Below are 17,216 nucleotides of genomic sequence, written 5' to 3'. Positions count from 1 at the left end.
TTCTTGAACATCAGAAGTAAAACATTGTTATGAATCTGAATACATTTTATGCCGTGAGGGATTATTATACATTGAATAAAGCACGTAAGTTCGCATATAATACAAACAAATGTTCTAGTTTGGGGTGGGGTACTATGCATATGCACACAGGCCAGACTGTGGAAATGGTGTATTTAGATCAAGCAGGAAAAATCACTCAGCGTATAATAGAGGTCAAGCGAGTGCAAGGCGGCCGCATCCGGGCAACTTGTCTGGCCACAGGCGAATCCCGCGTCTTCCTGGCAGTGAGTATTCTCACCTGGCGTTCGGTAACCAAGAGACATGCTGTCGGATAATGCCCGCAAGATCCTGCGTATTATGTATTATCACCGCCAGCATTTTGGTGCAGTACCGCCAATGAGGCAGCTCAAGCGCAAATCCAGCCGCAGGCCCGAACAGATTAGAGCTGCGCTTCAGGAACTGGCTGACGGGCATTATATTGCTTGGCGGCCCGGAGATCCCCCGGAAACCGCCGTCATCCTGGAGGGATGGGAACGTGAAGATCCCCAACCGACGTGGAAACGAAAATAACGGGAGAACCGGCACGATGACGAACTTGCGCTCCATTTGTATGAACCGTTTGACGACCGGCAGGCAAAAGGGGTAGTATTGGCATTAGACCGACAACTCAGGCCTGTTAATCTGAGCTGCGAGAGGGTGGTCGAGTTCATTTTTCATATTTATTTTGTATTTGCATTTTGAGCATAATTATATCCATGACCGATGAAACTTGTCTCCGATCAGATGCTCTTAACGCGTGTTTTCCTTGTTGTAGAATACGTGATATAATAGCAGGAAAGTTTCTCACAGGTCTTGAATATACTTCTGAACAATCTATTTGAACCATTGGGGGTACGGCATATGAACAAGTCCATTAACATCCAAGATACGTTCTTGAACCAACTTCGCAAAGAAAATATCCCTGCAACCGTATATTTAACCAACGGGTTTCAGATCCGCGGGATCATTAAAGCTTTTGACAATTTCACAATCGTGATCGACAGCGACGGCCGTCAGCAGATGGTGTACAAGCATGCGATCTCGACCTTTACGCCGCAGCGCAGCGTATCTTTAATGCAAGACAGCGGTACGGGTGAAGAATAATTGATTTTGAAGGGCAAATCGCCTCGGTGTTCCGGATAGCGAAACCTTTTTGCTTGAGTAACGTTTGAATAGAAGGGCGTAGAGAGCAACCTGAACAAGGTTGTTCTTTTCATTGAAATGAAATTTCGCCCATACTAAAAAAAGGGGTCCCCGCTCGACTCAAAGGTACAAGATAAAAAGAAAGGCTTTGCTTAGGGGCAAGGCCGATTGGGGAGTCAGGAGGCAGCATGTCGAACGACGAAATTTTGCGGTCGAACCGTCACCGGAAATCCGGAGGGGGGCAACCGCCAAAACCGAAGAAGAAGAGAAAGCTGACCCGAAAGCGTGTGCTGTGGACGCTGTTTTTCACCATGGCATTGGCCATTTTTTGTGCACTAGGCGGCTATTTGTTCATTACCATTAACGGAGAGAAGCTGCTGACCGAGAATGAAGGCAAACTGACGGTCAATCCGACTACGAAGATTTATGACCGGAATGCGAATCAAATCGCCGAGCTGGCTCTTGAGAAGAGCGATCCGGTCGAGAGCGATAAGATTCCCCAGATCATCAAGGATGCGTTCGTAGCAACCGAGGATAAACGTTTCTACGAGCATCAGGGGGTCGATCTGTGGTCAATCGGCCGTGCGGCGGTCAAAGATGTTATTGCCCGGAGCATGGTGGAAGGCGGCAGTACCATTACCCAGCAGCTGGCCAAGAACATCTTCTTGACCCGGGACAAAACCTTCTTCCGCAAAGCGACGGAGATGTCGATCGCGATGGCGCTGGAGCGTCACAAATCGAAGGATGAAATCATTACGCTGTATTTGAACCGGATCAACTTCGGAGGCACGGTCTATGGAATCAAGGCGGCTTCCGAGCATTATTTCGGAGTCAGCAACCTGAATGAGCTGAAGCTATGGCAGATCGCCACGCTTGCGGCCATGCCGAAGGGACCTTCCCGCTATAATCCGCTGCGCAATCCCGAGCTGTCCAAAGAGCGGCGCGGAGTTGTGCTCCAGCTGATGAATGAGCAGGGCTACATTACGCAGGAAGAAATGAATCAGGCGAAGGTGATTAATTATAACTATAAGCCGCCGGCCACGAAGCAGAAGTATCAGGCGTTCATCGACTACGTCATTGACGAAGCCGAGAACAAGTATGGCCTGACTGAAGACGATCTGAATATCGGCGGCTACAAAATCTATACCACGATGGATAAGGATGCCCAGACGACGGTCGAGAACGCTTTTGCCGACGCTGACAATTTCGAGAAGAGCGTTGATGACGAGCCGGTTCAAGGCTCCATGGTTATCATTAACCAGGAGACCGGCGGTATTGTGGCGCTGATGGGCGGACGCAATTATGAGAAGAAGGGCTTCAGCCGCGTGAATGACAGCCGCCGCTCGCCGGGATCATCGATCAAGCCGATCGTGTCCTATGCGCCAGCGATTGAGTCCGGCAAGTTCTCGATGGACTCCCAGATCAGCAACGCGAAGCAGTGCTTCGGCGATTACTGTCCGACCAACCTTCACGGGTATTCGAACACGATCAGCATGAGCGAGGCGCTGACGAAGTCCGAGAATATTCCGGCTGTATGGCTGCTGAGCCAGATCGGGGTTGGAACCGGCTATGATTTTGCCAAGAAGCTTGGAATCGGCGTAGGCGATAATGACCGCAACCTTTCACTTGCGCTTGGCGGCATGGAGAAGGGAACAAACACGCTAGAGATGGCTCAAGCCTATACGGCCTTTGCAACAGGCGGTGAGGAGCGGCAGGCTTATGCGATCAAGTCGATTGCGGACAGCACGGGTGAAACGGCCTACAAAGCCAACACGACCGCCGAGCGGGTCATGAAGGAGAGTACCGCTTACCAGATGACCGAAATGATGCAGGAGGTCGTGCAGAGCGGTACGGGCAAGAAGGCCAAGATCGACCGTCCGGTTGCGGGCAAGACTGGCACGACCCAAAGCGGATACAGCGGCGTGAGCTCCAACCGCGATGTCTGGTTCGTCGGCTATACGCCGGAGCTTACCGCAGCAGTCTGGATGGGCTATGACAATCCCGACCGTAAGCATTTGCTGAAGAACAGCAGTCCGCTGGCTGCGGCGTTCTGGGGCAAAGTTATGGGCGAGGTCGTGAAGAACTATCCGGAGAAATCGTTCCCGAAACCGGATAATCTGGATATACCGAAGCCGTCTGAGCAGGTTACCGAGCAGGTTCAGGCCGTTACCGGACTGACTGCTGCGTATGAGTCATCGACCGGCACCGTTAACCTGGCCTGGAATCCGGTTACGGGCGAGGGTAAAGAATATCGCGTATACCGGAAGGAGACTTCAGAGGCGGACTTCACCCAGCTCGTCAGCACACTGTCGCCAAATGCGGCAGACATCGGCGCCATGGCGGGGCTGACCTATGAGTATTATGTAACGGTCTATGATCCTGCCACGGGGACGGAGAGCGATCCGTCCAACACGGCAACCATCCTGATTGAAGGAGCGGAGCCGTCTCCGTCGCCTTCACCATCTCCTTCCGTTGAACCTTCTCCTTCACCTGACCAAGGCGCACGAGGAGGTCCGGAGCAAACTGTGCCGGGCGGCGATAACGGCGGCGGAACAGACAACGGCAACGGGAATGGCGGCGGGAACGTCGATGGCAATGGAAACGGAAATGGGAATGGTAACGGTAATGGCAACGGCAACGGAAACGGGAATGGTAACGGCAATGGTAATCAGGGCGGTGGAGAGCTTCCGGTTACTACCACGCCTTCCCCTTCACCAGCTGCCAGTCCCGCTGACGGGGCTGCGGCTGGTGGGGCTGCCGTCCCCGAAACCGACACCCAGAATGTAACAGGCGGCGCCGATGCAGGCGTTGTGACCCAGTAACGACAGAAGGCAGAAATTGAAGTAGCGGCTCCGCAGCCGGAGGCTTCCATGCACGCAGGAAGTCCGGAGGCGGAGCCTTTTTTATGCAGCATTTGCGTGATTTGTAACTAGGCTCTTATGCTTAAAGGTGCAATTAATAGACAGCTCCTATCCTTCAGATCTAAATAATGTTGATTCGAAATCACTAAATCGATTTATGCAATATGATAAGTGAAGTGCATTCTGCTTGCTTTGGGTTTTGAGTGCATCTCCTAAATGTGGTAAGCTGGAGTCACCATAACCCGAGAGGATTATTATATGAAACGTAAATTCGGAGACCGTGCCAATTGGCGCCGAATTACCCGGCGCGGGTTCGCCTGCCGCTACGTGGAGACCCGGGAATTCAGCGGTTACATTACTTTATATACCATCTATGGATTGAAAGAGCCGCTGTGGAAAAGCTATGGACGGCATACATACCGCATTGCGGACAAAGGCTATTCATGGCTCCAGTACTTTCCGAAGGACAGCCACTATATTGTGACCGCGATGTTCGACGAGCGGCAGAACATTATTCAGTGGTACATCGATACATGCAAGGTGCAGGGCGTCACCGATCAGGGGGTTCCCTGGTTCGATGATTTGTATCTCGATGTCGTAGTGCTGTGGAATGGAGAAGTGTTCCTTCTGGACGAGGATGAGCTGGAGGAGGCGCTGGAGCGCGGTGATATAACCGACAGCGAATACCATCTTGCCTGGGACACGGCCCGCAGCATAATGAAAGGGATCGACGCTCATGCGTTTCCCTATTTCACGCTCTCTTTGAAGCACCGGGCCGAACTGTTTCATCACGGGGAATTCAGGAGGAAGAGCTAAGCTATGAAATGGGATTTGACACCCGCCGGTCCGATACGGCCGTTCAAGAGCCGGCCTCAAAGACGTTATCGCAGGGGCCTGCTCCTTTTGCTTGCCCTTCTATTGGCAATCGGTTTAATGTGGAGCGCTTACGTCCTGATTCGGATCAACGGAGCCCGGACTACCGAGCCGATGCGCAAGGCGGATGCCGGCATTGTGCTGGGGATGGCGATGTGGGGTGATGAGCCCAGCCCGGGACTCCGGGAGCGTCTCGATTATGCAATTCAATTGTACAAGCAGGGTGCTTATGATCACATTATCGTGACCGGGGGGCTTGACCGTGCGGGCTACCGGTATACCGAGGGCCAGGGCATGCGGAATTATTTGATCTCCAAGGGCATTCCAGACAGCGCTGTCAAGGTAGAGAACGAAGCGACCTCAACCTATGAGAATTTGCTGTTCAGCCGGAAGATTATGCAGGAGGAGGGTTGGACCTCAGTGGTGATTGTGACGCATACTTTTCACGGCAGACGGGCCCAAGAAATCGCCAAGTATTTGGGTTATGATAATCCGGAGCTTGGATTAACCGAATCTGAGACGATGTCTATGGTTAAATATAAGACAAGGGAGATTCTCGCGTATACGAAATGGAAGCTCCAGGAGACGTTCTAAGCCGAGCCGGACAAAAGTGCAATTCTTCTAATATCATCTCGCTACCGGGAATAGACTGGTGTAGAGCAGTCAGCCTTAAGTGACGAGGTGAAACTATGAGTATACGCAGCGCGGCTTCAAGCGAACGGGAGGAAGGCAGACCGTCGCGTCAAATCAACATTGTCCTGCGGAGCCATGATGCTCCGGCAGTGGGCGGCACATCCGCGCTCAGCGAACCGGTGCCTGCCAAAAGCGCCGCCCATGCCGGCCTTTTTCAGGAGATCGGACGAGAGTTGGACGCGCTGGTGGGTTTGGACAATATCAAGGAGCTTGTGTTTGAGATATACGCTCTTCTTCAGGTGGCGCAGATGCGGAGCGAAGCCGGTCTCGCAAGCGGCGGCCAGGCTTACCATATGGTGTTTAAAGGGAATCCCGGCACTGGCAAGACAACGGTCGCCCGAATTGTCGCCAAGCTGTTTCAACGTATGGGTGTGCTCTCCAAGGGGCATCTGATTGAAGTGGAGCGGGCGGATCTTGTGGGCGAATATATCGGGCATACCGCACAGAAGACCCGCGACCTTGTAAAAAAGGCGCTAGGCGGCATACTATTCATTGATGAAGCTTACAGCCTGGCCCGCGGCGGCGAGAAGGATTTCGGCAAGGAAGCGATCGATACATTGGTCAAAGCGATGGAGGATCACCGCAGCCAGTTCGTGCTGATCCTTGCCGGGTACTCCAGCGAGATCGATTATTTTCTGATGAGCAACCCGGGGCTTCCGTCGCGGTTTCCCATCCAGGTTGAATTTCCCGATTATTCGATTGATCAGCTTCTGCAGATCGCGGAGCTTATGGCCAAGGAGAGGGATTATATTCTGATGCCGCAGGCGGTGGTGAAGCTGAAGCAGCGGCTGCTGCAGGAGAAGGATGAAAGCCTGCATGCGTTCAGCAACGCCCGTTACGTCCGAAATGCAATCGAGAAGGCGGTCAGGAGCCAGGCGGTCAGGCTGCTCAACCAGTATGAACATGCAAGTCCAGGCAGGCAGGAACTGATGACGCTGCGGACTGAGGACTTTAAACTATAGGGCGGATGCGGATAGGCCGCATTCCGCAAGAGGAGAATGCAGATGGCGACGACATACGACACAAATATGGACATTCAGGACAGGGCGATTCTGGTCAGTCTTGTTACCGATGCCGTGAAGCGGACCGGGATTGATCCGGAATACTCGCTACAGGAGCTGGTGCAGTTAGCGGAGACTGCCGGTGTTGAAGTGCTGGAGGTGCTGCGCCAGAACCGGGAGACACCCGACTCCAAGTGGTTCATAGGCAAAGGGAAAGTGGAGGAGCTCCGGATGGCCGCTGACGGCCTCGGAGCTAATACGGCGATCTTTGACCAGGAGCTGTCCGGTGCTCAGGTCCGGAACCTGGAGGAGGCGCTGGACCTCAAAATAATCGACCGCACCCAGCTGATCCTGGATATCTTCGCAGGACGTGCCAAAACGCGTGAAGGCATCATTCAGGTCGAGCTGGCCCAGCTGTCTTATTTGCTTCCCCGCCTGTCGGGACATGGCAAGAATCTGTCGCGCCTCGGCGGCGGCATCGGCACGCGCGGTCCCGGCGAGAGCAAGCTGGAGACCGACCGCCGGCATATCCGCGACCGGATCGGTGAATTGAAGCATCAGCTAGAAGAAGTGGTGAAGACCCGCAATCTTCACCGCGAGCGCCGGCGCAAAAGCGGTGTCGTGCAGGTCGCTCTCGTCGGCTATACGAACGCCGGTAAGTCTACGCTTCTTAAGCAGCTGACAGACGCTGATGTCTATATCCAGAACCAGCTGTTCGCGACGCTGGATCCGACTTCGCGTCTTCTGGAGCTTCCAGGGGGCAAAAACGTCGTTCTGACCGATACCGTAGGTTTCATTCAGAACCTTCCGCATGATCTCGTTGCATCGTTCCGGGCAACGCTGGAGGAGGTTAATGAAGCGAACTTGGTGCTTCATGTGGTGGACGCCTCCTCTCCGATGCGGGATGAGCAGATGAAGGTTGTGGCCTCGATCCTGCAGGATTTGGGTGCGGCGGACAAGCCGCAGATCGTTCTGTTCAACAAGATCGATCTGTGCAGTCCGGAGCAGCTTGAAATGCTGCCGTCAGGCCCCGGGTATTTGAAGGTCAGCGCGTTTGACCAGGGCGATTTGGAACGGATAACCGATATTGTCCAATCGGAGATGTCTGGTGATACGTTAAGCTTTCGGATTCCTCCAAGCCGCGGAGACTTGTCCTCGCTTCTGTACCGGGTGGGGGATGTTCTCGATCAGACGTTTGAAGGCGACGATGTGATCTATACGGTTCGGGTCAATAAAGACGACTATGAGAAATGGGGATATATGCTGTCCGACTTCAAAGACCAGACCAATTCTCAGGAAGCAACTGGTAACGTTCAGGAGTAGCTTGGATACAGACAATTCGGCAGTGGCGTGATTACCAGGGGATATCTGGATATTCGTCATCGTCGTGTACACTACAGCAGGACAGGCTGGCATGGTTCTGCCTTGTCCTGTTAACACCATGGAATGTAGATGTTAGGAGCGAATGGGGAAGATGGCAGGGTTTGCAGAAGATATTTTACAGGCGGCGGAAGCAGCCGAACTGGAGATTCAGGAAGCAGTAAGAGCGCTTGACCGGGTGGTCGACCATAACCAATGGAAAGTCATTCAGGCGTTTCAGCGGCATCAGGTCAGCGATTTTCATTTTGCCGGATCTACCGGCTATGCATATAACGACAGAGGAAGAGAAGTGCTGGATTTAGTGTATGCCGATGTGTTCGGAGCAGAAGCGGCTCTGGTGCGGCCGCATTTTGCTTCCGGAACGCATACGCTTTCAACTGCGCTGTTCGGGGTTCTCAGACCCGGGGACGAGCTGCTCTATATAACCGGAAGACCATATGATACGCTTCATAAGGTGATCGGACAGCCGGGAGACGGAACCGGGTCCCTGGCTGACTTCGGTATTACTTACGGGGAAGTGGCGCTCTCAGAAACGGGTGATGTGGACTGGGCTGCGGTTGAGGCGGTTTTAACGCCCCGTACTAAGGTGGTAGGCATCCAGCGCTCGCGCGGGTATGACTGGCGGTCTTCATTCTCGGTCGCCCAAATCGGCGAAATGGCGGCACGCATCAAGGAGCTGGCGCCGCAAGCCATTGTCTTCGTGGACAACTGCTATGGAGAATTTACCGAGGCACTGGAGCCTACGCAGCTCGGCGTTGATCTGATGGCCGGTTCCCTTATCAAGAATCCGGGGGGCGGACTGGCGGAGACAGGCGGATACATTTGCGGGCGCCGTGAACTTGTGGAACTGTCGGCCTACCGGCTGACGGCGCCGGGAATCGGCGGGGAAGTCGGCGCGATGCTGGGCACGACGCGAGGGCTGTATCAGGGGCTGTTCATGGCGCCGCACACAGTTGGACAGGCTATCAAGGGAAGCATCTTCGCCGCGTCCGTATTTGCCCGCTGCGGCTTCAAGACGAAGCCGGCCTGGAACGAGCCCCGTACGGATCTCATTCAGGCGGTAGCCTTCGACGGGCCGGAGCATTTGATCGCCTTCGTACAGGGCATTCAGAAGGCGGCCGCCGTCGACAGCCACGTCGTTCCGGAGCCTTGGGACATGCCGGGATATGAGCATCCTGTTATCATGGCCGCAGGTACGTTCATTCAGGGCGGAAGCCTGGAACTGTCGGCGGATGCGCCGATCCGGGCCCCCTACATTGGGTATATGCAGGGCGGGCTGACCTATTCACATGTAAAGTACGGTGTACTTATGGCCCTGCAGAGCATGCGAGATCGTAAATTATTGTGAGTATTCCTAACACACCATTGACACGCCATATAACCAAATGTACAATGAGATGAGAAAAAGATCATTGGAAGGTTGGATGAGTCATGGGTGATGAAATCCGCAGAAATATGGCATTATTTCCAATTGGTATAGTAATGAAACTTACCGATTTATCTGCGCGGCAAATCCGCTATTATGAACAGCATAGTCTGATCGTACCTGCCCGTACTTCGGGCAATCAGCGGTTATTTTCTTTTAACGATGTGGAGCGTCTGCTCGAAATTAAAGCTTTGATTGAAAAAGGTGTCAACATTGCCGGAATCAAGCAAGTCATGAATCCGGTATCCAAGGAATCTGAAGAAGCGACCGTCATTACTCCCGATACGGAGGTCCGGCGGCGCGAGCTGTCCGATTCCCAACTGCACCGCCTGCTGAAGCAGGAGCTGGTGTCCGGGAAGAGACCGGGCCAGGTTTCGCTTATTCAAGGAGAGCTATCCCGGTTTTTCAATAAATAATTCACAGAAGCGCGAAAGGGAGAGGGTATAGTGAGCTTTAGTAAAGAAGATATTTTGCGCATTGCGAAGGAAGAGAACGTCCGGTTCATTCGTCTTCAGTTCACGGATCTGCTCGGTACGATCAAGAACGTGGAAATTCCAGTAAGCCAGCTGGAGAAGGCACTGGACAACAAAATGATGTTCGACGGTTCTTCCATTGAAGGCTATGTGCGCATCGAAGAATCCGATATGTATTTATATCCCGATCTCGACACATGGGTTATTTTCCCATGGGTTGCGCAGGACCGCGTTGCGCGGCTCATCTGCGATATTTACATGCCGGACGGAACTCCGTTCGCCGGAGACCCGCGCGGTATTCTGAAACGCTGCCTGAAGGAAGCGGAAGAAATGGGCTTCACCGCGATGAATGTCGGTCCGGAACCCGAGTTCTTCCTGTTCCAGACAGACGAGAAAGGCAACCCGACCACCGAGCTCAACGATCAGGGTGGATATTTCGATCTGGCTCCGATGGATCTGGGCGAGAATTGCCGCAGAGAAATTGTACTTACACTCGAGGAAATGGGCTTTGAAATCGAAGCCTCCCACCACGAGGTTGCTTATGGCCAGCATGAGATCGACTTTAAGTATGCAAATGCGATCAAAGCCGCTGACCAGATTCAGACGTTCAAGCTTGTTGTAAAGACGGTAGCCCGTCAGCATGGATTGCATGCTACCTTCATGCCGAAGCCTCTTTTTGGAATGAACGGATCGGGTATGCACTGCCACCAGTCTTTGTTCAAGGGCAGTGAGAACACGTTCTACGACGAGAGCGACGAACTGGGCTTGAGCAGCATCGCCCGCAGCTACATGGCCGGACTGCTGAAGCATGCCCGCGCTATGGCAGCGATTACGAACCCGACCGTCAACTCGTATAAACGTCTGGTTCCTGGTTATGAAGCGCCTTGCTATGTAGCTTGGTCCGCCAGCAACCGCAGCCCGATGATCCGTATCCCGGCATCGAGAGGCCTCAGCACCCGCGTGGAGGTTCGTAACCCGGACCCTGCGGCCAACCCTTACCTGGCTCTGGCCGTTATGCTGAAAGCCGGTCTCGACGGCGTCAAACGCCAGTTGGATCTGCCCGCCCCGATCGACCGGAACATCTATGTGATGTCCGAAGAGGAGCGTATTGAGGAAGGCATTCCGAGTCTGCCGGCCGATCTGAAGGAAGCGCTGAACGAGCTGATCCGCAATCCTGTAGTTACCGATGCTCTCGGCGAGCATGCGCTGGCTCACTTTTATGAGTTGAAGGAAATTGAGTGGGATATTTACCGGACCCAGGTTCACGATTGGGAGCGGAATCAATATTTGACGCTGTATTAATGTATTAATGGACGAGACCCTTGGGGCCGTAAGGCTCTGAGGGTTTTTTGGTGTGTGGGTGTGGAACTGGGTGGCTGACCATGCTCCGATCACCTTTAGGTCACTAAAAACGAGCCCTAGATCTCTTCTAAGGCTCGTTTCGCGTTCAAGGAATTATAATAATTCGCCTGCGATCCTGCTATTAGCTGCACTCTTAAAATGAATTATTGGACCTCGTAATTATGGCCATAGTTATTATCCCAATACGTCTGCCCGCCAACTGTATACGAAATCGCATATTTAACATCTGCAGCACCAGGAACATTGAAGCTGTAGCTCCATCTTTCAACACTATTGAAATTGTTCAAGGAGCCATTGTAAGTAGCGAAGCCCTCCTGAACCGTTGCCCAGTTGTCCGTTGTGTATACGACTTTTACTGTTTTCGTCGAACTCAGGTTTTTAACGTAGATGTTTCCGCTAAACTCACCATTGCTCAGAGTACTTTTGGCGTTAAGCACATTTGGTAATCCCAAAATAACGGAATCGAGGGGAACTGTACTGTTGACTTCATTGTAATAATTTACTCCCCCGTTGTTATCCCAATAGGTCTGGTTATTCACTTCGTATTTGATTGCGAATTTTACGAAGCTCAGATTCTTCAACTCGGAATGATCTGTTGTAGAATCATTTGTGAAGATGCTGAAATTCCATTTCTCATGGGTTCCATCCGTCGGCCCTACATAACTCGCACTGGTATCATACCAATTTGTGTTATCTGTCGTGTAATGGACAGTGACATTTTTCACGGTTCCCAGATTAGCAACATCAATATTTCCGCTGAATCCGACATATCCAGGTTTATAAATAACGCTGACATCCGAATCAAGAAGCTTGACCTCATCACCGCTGGCAAATGCCGATCCCACAAAGGATACACCAAAAATCAGAGTAAACATCATCAATCCAGCAAAAAGTTTTTTAATTGCTTTCACTGCTATCTCTCCTCTAATTTTAATTTTTAAACACCGGGTCTTGAGCCGACAAGAATGTTGTTCATACGTTTGCACATTTCTTTGTGTTTTTTCATTCCTCCTTTGAAACTTGAGAATTGGTTGTAAATTGTTGAATGTTAATTATTTCCTATCAATAAGGATATCTTTAGCAGAATTATATGTAAATAGTAATAAAGTAACATTGTACTAGAATAATATATGGGATAATATGTCATAAAAGGTCGATAAACAGGAAGGAAGCACAAAAGTCACCTTAAAGGCTGTCGATATTCGCCGAGTCCATTGGAAAATTCCATTCATAGAAAAAGGTACAGTCCTTCAGAAAATGGAGGCTGTACCTTTTTTGCCGGGGTAGATGTCTTCTTTGATTTTGATCCTTACCGCTGAATAAAAAACAGTAAGTTCTTCAAGTGGCCCAGGTTATTCCTCCTGTGGAGACACTTTTCGAATTGGATGTCTAAGCTCTTCTCAATCAGGCGGCAATGGCTCTTTCGGAACTGGCTTTAAGAGTGCAATTTTTCATGCAGTGATATGTTGAAATGTTATCGTGAAGAAGATCAATCGGTGCATGAGGGCTTGACCACCTTGCGGGGAGTTTTACATATTAGGCTGATTGATCATGGGAGACCCAAGGCAAAGCCTGGGCGGTATTCAGGAAGAAGTAGGGGCGCCGGTCAAATCCTCGATATCTGTCGATCCCATAATCAACAATGTAATTACAATTACCAGGAGTATGTTCACAGCAAACCCTTCGCCGTCAAAATCGCTCATTCGGACACACCTTCTTTTGAAGTTATTTGTTATTCCCGGTTTGCTTTTTTAGAGCTCCCATCAAATCGTTCAATGTTAAGTTGCCGTTCTCGTTCATAAAGTTAACCAGCTTATCGACATTGGTGTCGCCCATATCGCTCAATGTTTTGTATTTCCCCACCAGGCTGACGAACAGAGAAGCGTCGGTGAACATTTGAACGGAATCAACCTTAAGCTTACCGCTCAACAACAATGCAGCCACCGCCACTTCAAGCCCTTTATTCTTCTTAACTGTCGACGCTGTGCTTTTCTTCTTGGCGCCTGAATTGTTGCGGTTTCCGAGAGGAGCCATGGTCTTTCCTTCCTCCCTGAGCATAATTTCGAAAATGGATATTGAGCGCATCCTCCGTATCACACTCTATGCGTACTCTAAGTTTTTGGTTAATCGGGCATTGAATTGCACGGGAAATTGAAACTGCGGCTGTTCTGGATCGGACAGGAGGGGCGTTCTGCCAGCTTAAATGCTGATTCATGCGGATAACGCAACTCGATCGTCATTTGCTTCGAACTTCAATTGAAGAATCAGTATTGGCAAAATGACCGCCATCGTAAAAAACCGCCGGGCGGCGGTTTTTGCGCTGAGTCTTTAGCTTACAAATAGCGCCGCCTTACTTCCGGATTGTGACCCGGGTATGAAGCGGAACGGTGCGGGCCAGCTCCAGCACATCCTGATTATGCATCCGGATGCAGCCATGCGACACGTTGCCGCCGATGGAAGCCGGATTGTTCGTGCCGTGAATCCCGTAATGCGGTCTGGATAACCCGAGCCAATAAGCGCCGAAGGGCCCGCCAGGATTTGGCTGCTTATTGATTATGGTATATTCACCGGCTGGGGTTACGGTCAGCATTTTACCGATCCCGACGGGAAAGCCCCGAATTACGGTGTCCTGATCCAGGAGATACAGCATATGGTCGGACAGATCGACTATGATGCGGTAGTTGGGCACAGTGATTCCCCCTTTTTATCATCCTATGCCCCCAAATTCATATGAAATGCTAATCATAATGAAAAAAGGCAGCGCCGTTGTACGGCTCTGCCTTTAAGTGCTGCTGTTATAGTAGCTTAATGAATATCACGGAAAAGACCAATAACCTTGCCGAGAATCGTAACCCGGTTCAAGCGAAGCGGTTCGTAAGACGGATTCTCTGGTTGAAGCCGAATATGATCCCTTTCCTTATAGAAGGTCTTGACTGTAGCTTCATCTTCCTCGGTCATCGCTACGACGATATCACCATTGTCAGCGGTCTGCTGCTGCCGGACGATGACATAATCGCCATTCATAATGCCCGCTTCAATCATGCTGTCACCCGACACGGAGAGCATAAATACCTTGTTGTCCCCAACATAATGAGTAGGAAGGGGGAAGTAATCTTCGATGTTCTCTGTCGCCGTAATCGGTATGCCTGCGGTAACCTTGCCGACAACCGGTACTCTTGCGACCGTCTGGACAAATTGATGAACATTCTCGGATTCCTCCTGGCCAAGCAGTTCAATGGCCCGGGGTTTCGTCGGGTCGCGGCGGATAAGGCCTTTCTTCTCCAGCCGGTCCAGATGACCGTGAACGGTCGAGCTGGAGGCTAGTCCAACGGCTTCACCTATCTCCCGGACTGAGGGCGGGTACCCCTTGCTGCGAACTTCGTTGCGTATAAACTCCAGGATCGCCAGCTGGCGACTCGAGATCTTTGACATCGGAATACACCCCATGTAGTAATGTTTGGGAAAATTATAACACAGAACCTTCGTTCGCACAAACATAAGTTCTAAAATTGATGAAGCAAACCTGTAATGGCTGAATCTGCATTAAGAAATAGTAACCTCTCAACTTCAGTTTAGTAGTAAAGAAGAGGCTTAAATTGCTTCAAAAAATAAAGGGAACACTCGTTCGAAAAACCTCTTGATCGAAACGCATGTTCGTGCTATATTAGTTTTGTAAGTAAGAACAAGTGTTTGGAGGATGATACCCATGAGATATGGTACATATAAGAGCATCTATAATGAAGAATCTGTTCCGGCAGTTAGACAGGAAACCCGCTCGACGAACAAAGTCAACGGTTCGGGATCTAACCGAAGTGTCAATTCTATAACGGTGTTGAACCGTATTGGCATGTTCAAGATCTCGTTAATTCTTCTTATGATAATTTCCGGCTTCACGCTTGTGAACCAGGTGTTCGCCAGCTCCGAGAAATCGCCTCAGCAGGAACGTAAGGTTGTTGTAGAATCGGGAGACTCGCTGTGGGGCATCGCTCAGGAGTACAAGCCGTCGAATATGAGAACAGTAGTCTACATGCAGGCGATCCGTGAGCATAATCATCTGAATGTCAGCGGGCTGCAGGCAGGCCAGGTGATTTCGGTTCCTATCTATGAAGAGTAAGACAGGCGCTACCAGCACAGCGATCTTTAGCTAATGATCACAATCCAACCCAATATCAGATGTCGAAGAGCTTTCAGGGGATCGCCTTGACAAGCTCTTTTTCTCATGGCAAAGTTAGAATGACTTAAATGTCATGTTTCGACAGGAGGAAATGGTTTGAACATAGATGAACTGGTTAACCGGATTAACGAGCTTGCCCGCAAGCAGAAGAGCGAAGGGCTTAACGAGGAAGAATTGGCGGAACGCGCCAGGCTCCGTGAAATTTATCTGGGCAACGTGCGCCGTAACTTCCGCGCTCAGCTTGAATCCATTGAAATTGTAGATAACGAAGGAAATGATGGGAACGGCAGCAAGCCCCTGCACTAAGGGGCCTGTCCTTTCATAGATATTTCAGTATGACTAGGAGGAAAGGAAATGGCCCGTTCTTGGGAAAGAATGGTTCAACGCAATTCACAGCAGCTTAACAAAAAAAGGAAGAAGGAAGGCAAGGAATCGATTCATGCCTCCCGTTCACAGGCTGAAAGCGATGTATTTAAAGGAAGAAACATTGCATTTCCGGTTGTCCTTGTGACGCTCGGCATTTTGTATGCCTTTATCGCCCAGGTTGACGCGGCAGCAAACGGTTCGAAGAACAACTCCGTGATGAACTGGATCGGGGTAGTGCTCTATTTCGGTCTCGCGGCCCTGATCTACTTCCGCCGCCCTTATCTCAAAGTCGAACGTTCAAAGGTGTCCACCTTTAAGTTCAATAGGAACCGAATCCTGGAAGCTGACCAGATCGAGAAGATTATCGTATCTCGCCGCGCCGTGAGCATTAAGCCAAAAGCCAAGCGGGGAAATTGGGTCTTCTCCAAGCTGATCAACCGTTACGATACGGCTGCCATGGGTGAACGTATGGAGCAGTTCGCGAAACAGCACCGCATTCCGTTGGAGAGCGAGTAAGTTTTTTGAAACTGTATACCGCATAATCTGGATGAAGAGAGGAAGTAGTGGAGGAAATGCCGATTGCTGCTGTACTGTTTGATCTGGACGATACGCTTTTATGGGATGAACGAAGCATTGAAGAAGCTTTTGAGCACGCTTGCTTGGCTGCCGGCGACGCCGTAGACCCCAAGCTGCTGGAGACCGCTGTACGCAAGGAAGCGCGGAGCTTGTACGAGTCTTACGAAACGTTCCCGTTTACCCAAATGATCGGCATCAACCCGTTTGAGGCGCTCTGGGCTAACTTCACTGCCGGGGAACAACCGGAGTTCCGGAAGCTGGAGCAGCTGGCACCTGTCTACCGGAAGGAATCGTGGCGCCGTGGACTGTTGTCGGTCGGGATTGATGACGAGGCTCTGGCCGAGACCCTTGCAGCCCGCTTCGCCGCAGAACGCCGCAGCCGTCCGTATATCTACGAAGAGACGCTCGAAGTGCTGAAGACGCTCCAGGGTAAAGTGAAGCTTCTGCTGTTGACGAACGGCTGTCCTGCGCTTCAGCAGGAGAAGCTGGATGGCGTCCCCGAGCTGACTCCATTCTTTGATCATATCGTGATCTCCGGAAACTTCGGCAAAGGCAAGCCGGACCCTGCGATTTTTGCGCATGCGCTGGAACGCCTGAACATCAAGCCTGAGGAAGGCGTTATGGTCGGGGACAAGCTGACGACCGACATTCGCGGCGGTTTGGCTGCCGGACTGACTACGGTTTGGATCAACCGCACTGGCAAGCCTTCGGATCCGGAGATTGTACCGAATTACGAGATCAAGCATTTGACCGAGCTGCTGCCGCTTGTGGAATCTTTATAAGACATTATTGTGATATTAAAAAGGACAGAGCCTCAGAGTGAGGATCGGTCCTTTTTTTCACCTCTAC

General features: G+C 51.2%; 18 protein-coding genes. 14 read left to right on the top strand and 4 right to left on the bottom strand.

Annotated features, from left to right (window positions below; translation table 11 throughout):
* Window positions 1–321 precede the first annotated feature (321 nt).
* From PSTEL_RS15090 to glnA, 10 genes are all read left to right on the top strand, one after another.
* Window positions 322–570 carry a hypothetical protein gene (locus PSTEL_RS15090; protein ID WP_052098527.1) on the top strand — a complete coding sequence of 83 codons (249 nt, stop codon included), beginning with the start codon at window positions 322–324 and terminating at the stop codon, window positions 568–570.
* 330 nt (window positions 571–900) lie between these two features.
* On the top strand, window positions 901–1,143 hold the full coding sequence (gene hfq, locus PSTEL_RS15085) for an RNA chaperone Hfq (RefSeq protein WP_038696509.1): 243 nt from the start codon (window positions 901–903) through the stop codon (window positions 1,141–1,143).
* 227 nt (window positions 1,144–1,370) lie between these two features.
* The gene (locus tag PSTEL_RS15080) at window positions 1,371–4,004 is read left to right on the top strand and encodes a transglycosylase domain-containing protein (RefSeq protein WP_038696506.1); all 2,634 of its coding nucleotides are present in this window, start codon (window positions 1,371–1,373) and stop codon (window positions 4,002–4,004) included.
* Between the two features lie 297 nt (window positions 4,005–4,301).
* Entirely contained in the window at window positions 4,302–4,859 is a 558-nt protein-coding gene (locus PSTEL_RS15075) for a ribonuclease FAU-1 family protein (RefSeq protein ID WP_038696504.1), read from the top strand.
* 3 nt (window positions 4,860–4,862) lie between these two features.
* The gene (locus PSTEL_RS15070) at window positions 4,863–5,510 is read left to right on the top strand and encodes a YdcF family protein (RefSeq protein ID WP_038696502.1); all 648 of its coding nucleotides are present in this window, start codon (window positions 4,863–4,865) and stop codon (window positions 5,508–5,510) included.
* 95 nt (window positions 5,511–5,605) lie between these two features.
* Entirely contained in the window at window positions 5,606–6,571 is a 966-nt protein-coding gene (locus PSTEL_RS15065) for an AAA family ATPase (protein ID WP_038696500.1), read from the top strand.
* A 42-nt stretch (window positions 6,572–6,613) separates the two neighbouring features.
* Window positions 6,614–7,933: a GTPase HflX gene (gene hflX, locus PSTEL_RS15060; protein WP_052098523.1), complete on the top strand. Its 1,320-nt coding sequence runs from the start codon at window positions 6,614–6,616 to the stop codon at window positions 7,931–7,933.
* 151 nt (window positions 7,934–8,084) lie between these two features.
* The gene (locus PSTEL_RS15055; RefSeq protein WP_038696498.1) at window positions 8,085–9,338 is read left to right on the top strand and encodes a methionine gamma-lyase family protein; all 1,254 of its coding nucleotides are present in this window, start codon (window positions 8,085–8,087) and stop codon (window positions 9,336–9,338) included.
* An 83-nt stretch (window positions 9,339–9,421) separates the two neighbouring features.
* Window positions 9,422–9,832, top strand: coding sequence for a MerR family transcriptional regulator (locus PSTEL_RS15050; protein WP_019910684.1), 411 nt, complete (start codon window positions 9,422–9,424; stop codon window positions 9,830–9,832).
* A 30-nt stretch (window positions 9,833–9,862) separates the two neighbouring features.
* Window positions 9,863–11,191 (top strand): type I glutamate--ammonia ligase, encoded by a 1,329-nt coding sequence (glnA, locus tag PSTEL_RS15045; protein WP_038696496.1) that lies wholly within the window; start codon window positions 9,863–9,865, stop codon window positions 11,189–11,191.
* Window positions 11,192–11,394: 203 nt separating this feature from the next.
* Here glnA and PSTEL_RS15040 read toward each other — a convergent pair whose 3' ends face one another.
* The 4 genes from PSTEL_RS15040 to lexA all read right to left on the bottom strand — a co-directional run bounded on the left by PSTEL_RS15040 (window position 11,395) and on the right by lexA (window position 14,683).
* The gene (locus PSTEL_RS15040; RefSeq protein ID WP_052098521.1) at window positions 11,395–12,162 is read right to left on the bottom strand and encodes a carbohydrate-binding protein; all 768 of its coding nucleotides are present in this window, start codon (window positions 12,160–12,162) and stop codon (window positions 11,395–11,397) included.
* Between the two features lie 814 nt (window positions 12,163–12,976).
* Window positions 12,977–13,309, bottom strand: a complete 333-nt coding sequence (locus PSTEL_RS15035) for a hypothetical protein (protein ID WP_245624967.1) — start codon at window positions 13,307–13,309, stop codon at window positions 12,977–12,979.
* Window positions 13,310–13,601: 292 nt separating this feature from the next.
* Window positions 13,602–13,940, bottom strand: coding sequence for a L,D-transpeptidase (locus PSTEL_RS15030; protein WP_038696494.1), 339 nt, complete (start codon window positions 13,938–13,940; stop codon window positions 13,602–13,604).
* A 116-nt stretch (window positions 13,941–14,056) separates the two neighbouring features.
* Window positions 14,057–14,683 carry a transcriptional repressor LexA gene (gene lexA / locus PSTEL_RS15025; protein WP_038696492.1) on the bottom strand — a complete coding sequence of 209 codons (627 nt, stop codon included), beginning with the start codon at window positions 14,681–14,683 and terminating at the stop codon, window positions 14,057–14,059.
* 274 nt (window positions 14,684–14,957) lie between these two features.
* Here lexA and PSTEL_RS15020 point away from each other — a divergent pair, with 274 nt between their 5' ends.
* From PSTEL_RS15020 to PSTEL_RS15005, 4 genes are all read left to right on the top strand, one after another.
* Entirely contained in the window at window positions 14,958–15,365 is a 408-nt protein-coding gene (locus PSTEL_RS15020; RefSeq protein ID WP_038696490.1) for a LysM peptidoglycan-binding domain-containing protein, read from the top strand.
* 156 nt (window positions 15,366–15,521) lie between these two features.
* Window positions 15,522–15,731, top strand: coding sequence for a DUF896 domain-containing protein (locus PSTEL_RS15015; RefSeq protein ID WP_038696488.1), 210 nt, complete (start codon window positions 15,522–15,524; stop codon window positions 15,729–15,731).
* Window positions 15,732–15,779: 48 nt separating this feature from the next.
* Window positions 15,780–16,307, top strand: a complete 528-nt coding sequence (locus PSTEL_RS15010) for a hypothetical protein (protein ID WP_038696486.1) — start codon at window positions 15,780–15,782, stop codon at window positions 16,305–16,307.
* Window positions 16,308–16,363: 56 nt separating this feature from the next.
* Window positions 16,364–17,149: an HAD family hydrolase gene (locus tag PSTEL_RS15005; RefSeq protein WP_038696484.1), complete on the top strand. Its 786-nt coding sequence runs from the start codon at window positions 16,364–16,366 to the stop codon at window positions 17,147–17,149.
* Window positions 17,150–17,216: the final 67 nt, after the last annotated feature.

Origin of the sequence: Paenibacillus stellifer (assembly GCF_000758685.1) — a bacterium.
GTDB classification, from domain to species: domain Bacteria; phylum Bacillota; class Bacilli; order Paenibacillales; family Paenibacillaceae; genus Paenibacillus_AQ; species Paenibacillus_AQ stellifer.
The sequence above is the reverse complement of the archived record's forward strand: the minus strand, read 5'-3'. Positions and strand labels throughout refer to the sequence as shown.

Bases quoted from the DNA above. Each gene is read 5' to 3' on its own strand.
- PSTEL_RS15090 (WP_052098527.1), top strand. From the start codon at position 322: ATGCTGTCGGATAATGCCCGCAAGATCCTGCGTATTATGTATTATCAC.
- hfq (WP_038696509.1), top strand. From the start codon at position 901: ATGAACAAGTCCATTAACATCCAAGATACGTTCTTGAACCAACTTCGC.
- PSTEL_RS15080 (WP_038696506.1), top strand. From the start codon at position 1,371: ATGTCGAACGACGAAATTTTGCGGTCGAACCGTCACCGGAAATCCGGA.
- PSTEL_RS15075 (WP_038696504.1), top strand. From the start codon at position 4,302: ATGAAACGTAAATTCGGAGACCGTGCCAATTGGCGCCGAATTACCCGG.
- PSTEL_RS15070 (WP_038696502.1), top strand. From the start codon at position 4,863: ATGAAATGGGATTTGACACCCGCCGGTCCGATACGGCCGTTCAAGAGC.
- PSTEL_RS15065 (WP_038696500.1), top strand. From the start codon at position 5,606: ATGAGTATACGCAGCGCGGCTTCAAGCGAACGGGAGGAAGGCAGACCG.
- hflX (WP_052098523.1), top strand. From the start codon at position 6,614: ATGGCGACGACATACGACACAAATATGGACATTCAGGACAGGGCGATT.
- PSTEL_RS15055 (WP_038696498.1), top strand. From the start codon at position 8,085: ATGGCAGGGTTTGCAGAAGATATTTTACAGGCGGCGGAAGCAGCCGAA.
- PSTEL_RS15050 (WP_019910684.1), top strand. From the start codon at position 9,422: ATGGGTGATGAAATCCGCAGAAATATGGCATTATTTCCAATTGGTATA.
- PSTEL_RS15035 (WP_245624967.1), bottom strand. From the start codon at position 13,309: ATGCTCAGGGAGGAAGGAAAGACCATGGCTCCTCTCGGAAACCGCAAC.
- lexA (WP_038696492.1), bottom strand. From the start codon at position 14,683: ATGTCAAAGATCTCGAGTCGCCAGCTGGCGATCCTGGAGTTTATACGC.
- PSTEL_RS15020 (WP_038696490.1), top strand. From the start codon at position 14,958: ATGAGATATGGTACATATAAGAGCATCTATAATGAAGAATCTGTTCCG.
- PSTEL_RS15010 (WP_038696486.1), top strand. From the start codon at position 15,780: ATGGCCCGTTCTTGGGAAAGAATGGTTCAACGCAATTCACAGCAGCTT.
- PSTEL_RS15005 (WP_038696484.1), top strand. From the start codon at position 16,364: ATGCCGATTGCTGCTGTACTGTTTGATCTGGACGATACGCTTTTATGG.